Source organism: Chryseobacterium sp. RR2-3-20 (assembly GCF_017808115.1).
In the GTDB taxonomy this organism is placed as follows: domain Bacteria; phylum Bacteroidota; class Bacteroidia; order Flavobacteriales; family Weeksellaceae; genus Chryseobacterium; species Chryseobacterium oryzae.
This window is the reverse complement of sequence record NZ_JADQBD010000126.1, coordinates 1-3,434: the sequence shown is the minus strand read 5'-3', so window position 1 is coordinate 3,434 and position 3,434 is coordinate 1. Positions and strand designations below refer to the sequence as shown.

Sequence of the window (3,434 nt, the reverse complement as noted above, 5' to 3'; positions counted from 1 at the left end):
TGTCACAAGCAATTATCCCCATCAATCGAAGTTTTGGAATTTCCTTCTTAGAAAGTTCGGGATAAGAAAAAATAAAAAAAAAGAAAGTAAAGGTCTGTTTTCAGGAAAATGCGCCGACAATATCAAGCCCTAAAGGGTTTTTTGCAAAAAAGATAGCCGTGAAAAACGATACGTCCATCTTTTTTGCAAAAAAATATTGCATCGCATTTTCCTTCCACGAGGGTAGAGCACTTTCTTTTTTTTTGTTTTTTCTTTTAGAAATATTTCAGCGGAGCAAAATTTTTTAAACCAAAATTATGCTTACAAACAAAGTACGCACGTACGCCGTGCACCGCGAAACGCCTGAACAGGCAATCTACATTCTGAACAGAGGACGCAACGCAGGAAAACCCCTACGCCAACCTTGCCCGAACTGCTTTATTTATTATTGCAGCAGTCCCGAAGAAATTGAAACCGTTTACTGGACCTTTTACGCCCTCTGGAAAAACGGATTCTTTCACCCGCACCTTTGCGGCTCAGTCATTGAAATGCTTCGCCTTTCAGATTTGAAAAAACTGCTTTTCCAATGGATTCAACCCGGCATTGAAAAAGCCAACAGAAACCCAAAAATGGTCAACAAAATCAAATCCACGTGGGAATTGGAGCAGAAGATCCAAGAGCAGTCCAAATCCATCCAGGAACTGCGGCATTCATTAGTCCGACACTATTATTTAACAATGTAAATTTCAAAAACTTCCTTCGGGAAGTTTTTTATTTGCCTGACTTTCAAAATTTTAACGCGCCGACCAGCCGCCGGATGCCCTCGCTAATTTTTACACACCCTGACTTTGACTTGATTCACCCTAATTTAACCGATAAACGCAACATAAAGCACACATATTTCGCCCCTTTATAAGAAACGCTGCAAACGGACGAAAGCAAATAATAAAGCCGGTCTTATGAACCGGCCTGAATAATTTTCGTTGAAGATAAGCGCCTGATAAACGCTATTTGTCTAATTCTGCAGGTGAATTTTCGGACGAATTTCCGCCCGATTTTTGGGATTTTTCGCCATACTCTTCAGAACTGATTGCAGTCTGACTGACCGCCCCGATGATGGAACCGCCCAAAAGCAAATACCCACCGACGGAAACGACTGCTGCAGGAAGTGCAACCGGAGCAGCCACAAGAACACCGCCAACCGCCGACAAAGCCAAACCGATATTTCGAACGATTCTGAACCATTTTGGCGTTGGTTCCAACACGCGATCCACTAAATTTAGGTTTCTATTTTTCATTGTCTGAATGTTTTAATTGATTTAACTCTATTTTATTGATCCTTTGTTCGAGATATTCCACTTTCTGATTGAGCAGATCCTGAGAATTTTTAAACTCGGTTTTGATGATTAAAGCCATTGTCTTGACCTCTGTCATATCCTTTTCCATACTTTTAAAGTCGGTGTGCAGTTGCCGTATAAAGTAGGCGACTACTGCCAAAAGAACACTGCTGATAAAACCAAAGAACACGCTCACTGTGATTTCATTTTCCATAATGTTCATTTTTTAGAATTGAAAATTGTTACTGATTTCAATCTGATTATCCTTTCCGGTTGCCACTTCGTAAAGTTTCCGGTAAACTTGTTTGTAAGCGTCCACGCTTTGCAGAACCTGATAATCGCCTTCTTTTTTAATGTATGACAGTCCGACAAGCGGACAACCTGCCGTATGTTCAATCGTATTTCCAATGTGAATGTAGACTGCGGAAAAGGTGGGAAGTTCGGCAATCTCAATCATGCCTTTGTGGATTGGTCCGTATTTATGAAAATACGTCTTGTTCATTCCGCCCCAGGTATTTAAACGAAGTTTGAAAATGCCTTCAGGAATGGCGGTCTGCTTCATGATTTTCTTTTCGCGGATTTTATCTTCAAGCATAAAGCACTGAAAAATGCCGTCAATGTAGAGATGGGAAAGCGTAGAGTTTTTGCCCTGGGCAACCCTGATTATTTTTGCTTTCATTTTTTGTAAGATTTAAAGATTAAACAAAAAAGCCTTCCCGGTTTGGGAAGGCCTTTGAAGATTTTATTCTAAAATACTTCCTCGATTTTGAGACAGTTTCCAGAGGCAAATGGATAATAGTTTCCGTTCACTTCCTGGAAGAACTCAATCCCGATGCACTGTACCACCGAAACCTTATTGTCCAGCACCGGAGCACCCGGAAGGTTCGCGGTAATGGTTGAACCTGCATAAGCCGCATTCAAAGGAATGTACGGAGAATAAGCGATGTTGGTTAACTCGTTGTTAACCATATCATCCGGCTCATATGATCCTGTAGTTGGGTTGTAAGAAAAATCAGAAAGAACCGCCAAAGCGTTAATCAGTCTGAAGTGCGTGGATCCTGAAGGAGCAGAAATCAAATCAGCAGGATTAAACGCCGCCACGATGAAATCTGAAGAAGTTCTTCCGGCGTCCGGCTCAATGTCATACGGAGCATTGAAGATGCCTGAGATTGAAAGATTCTTGTTGAACTCGAATCCAAGCAGATAATTTTTCTGTGTGGAAACTTCCACCTTTCTGTAACCTCTGGCTTCGGTTCCGTCCTCCAGGTTGATTTTCTTCATAATTGAAGTCAAACGACCTGTAACCTGAGGATCTGTAAATTTTCCCATAAGAGCGGAAAGCGCCGTTCTTAACGATTTACCGACTTTGGCGCAGCCGCCAAATTCGTTCATATTTTCACGCGTTCTTTCGAACTCGGGCGCATTGTTCACCTGTTCAGCAGTCGGACCGCCGACCATACCTGCGAAGAAGCCTTCTTGTCCTTTGATTTTGAAATGTCTAACGTCGCCAATAGTACCGACGTATTTCATAAGACCTTTTTGTCTTGCCATTGTTTAAAATTTTTGAAATTAGAAAAGAGAGAAAAACACTGTTGTCTAGACTATTACAAATATCATTGTTTATCTTTATAAAAACAATAGTTAAAATACTGTAAAACAATGAATTACAAAGCAATTAGTGCAAATGCTAACGAAATGGAAAGCAGCACAACTGAAAATCCATCAACAAAATATTTTCAAATCAAAAACATTCACGAGCAGCCGTTTTGGATTGTGGAAGAAGTCTTGGACGGAGATAGTTTAAAAGTTAAACAGGAATTTGGACAGGAAAGGCGCGAAATTCGTCTTTACGGCTTGGATGCACCGGAAGTTCATTTTTCAAGAAAAATGCGCGAGGATGAAGCGAAAAGCGGCATACCTGCCAGTTTACTGCTTCAATACGGTTTGATGTCGTTGGATTATGTTTTGAACGTGTGTCCACCTGGTACTAGAATAACACTCATAACAGAACTTGCCAACCGCACAGACTTTTGGCTGAGAGATCTGGCTTATGTCATTCTGCCTAATGGCGAATGTCTGAATGAATTACTAATAATTAATGGCTTTGCTAAAGCAAGC

At 40.9% G+C, this 3,434-nt stretch carries 6 protein-coding genes; 2 read left to right on the top strand and 4 right to left on the bottom strand.

The features are described 5' to 3' along the window. Positions 1-296: 296 nt before the first annotated feature. Positions 297-722 (top strand): hypothetical protein, encoded by a 426-nt coding sequence (locus IV513_RS15160; RefSeq protein WP_209391398.1) that lies wholly within the window; start codon positions 297-299, stop codon positions 720-722. A 264-nt stretch (positions 723-986) separates the two neighbouring features. Here IV513_RS15160 and IV513_RS15155 read toward each other — a convergent pair whose 3' ends face one another. The 4 genes from IV513_RS15155 to IV513_RS15140 form a co-directional block, all read right to left on the bottom strand. Then, positions 987-1,277 carry a hypothetical protein gene (locus tag IV513_RS15155; RefSeq protein ID WP_209391397.1) on the bottom strand — a complete coding sequence of 97 codons (291 nt, stop codon included), beginning with the start codon at positions 1,275-1,277 and terminating at the stop codon, positions 987-989. After that, positions 1,267-1,530, bottom strand: a complete 264-nt coding sequence (locus IV513_RS15150) for a hypothetical protein (RefSeq protein WP_209391396.1) — start codon at positions 1,528-1,530, stop codon at positions 1,267-1,269. The genes IV513_RS15155 and IV513_RS15150 overlap by 11 nt, the downstream gene beginning before the upstream one ends. Before the next feature lie 12 nt (positions 1,531-1,542). Then, positions 1,543-1,995, bottom strand: coding sequence for a DUF5675 family protein (locus IV513_RS15145; RefSeq protein WP_209391395.1), 453 nt, complete (start codon positions 1,993-1,995; stop codon positions 1,543-1,545). 68 nt (positions 1,996-2,063) lie between these two features. Then, the gene (locus IV513_RS15140; protein WP_209391394.1) at positions 2,064-2,747 is read right to left on the bottom strand and encodes a hypothetical protein; all 684 of its coding nucleotides are present in this window, start codon (positions 2,745-2,747) and stop codon (positions 2,064-2,066) included. A 228-nt stretch (positions 2,748-2,975) separates the two neighbouring features. Here IV513_RS15140 and IV513_RS15135 point away from each other — a divergent pair. After that, a partial coding sequence (locus IV513_RS15135; RefSeq protein WP_209391393.1) for a thermonuclease family protein occupies positions 2,976-3,434 on the top strand: 459 nt, incomplete at its 3' end.

Excerpts from the sequence above, each read along its gene's own strand:
- IV513_RS15160 (WP_209391398.1), top strand. The coding sequence starts at position 297 with ATGCTTACAAACAAAGTACGCACGTACGCCGTGCACCGCGAAACGCCT.
- IV513_RS15155 (WP_209391397.1), bottom strand. The coding sequence starts at position 1,277 with ATGAAAAATAGAAACCTAAATTTAGTGGATCGCGTGTTGGAACCAACG.
- IV513_RS15150 (WP_209391396.1), bottom strand. The coding sequence starts at position 1,530 with ATGGAAAATGAAATCACAGTGAGCGTGTTCTTTGGTTTTATCAGCAGT.
- IV513_RS15145 (WP_209391395.1), bottom strand. The coding sequence starts at position 1,995 with ATGAAAGCAAAAATAATCAGGGTTGCCCAGGGCAAAAACTCTACGCTT.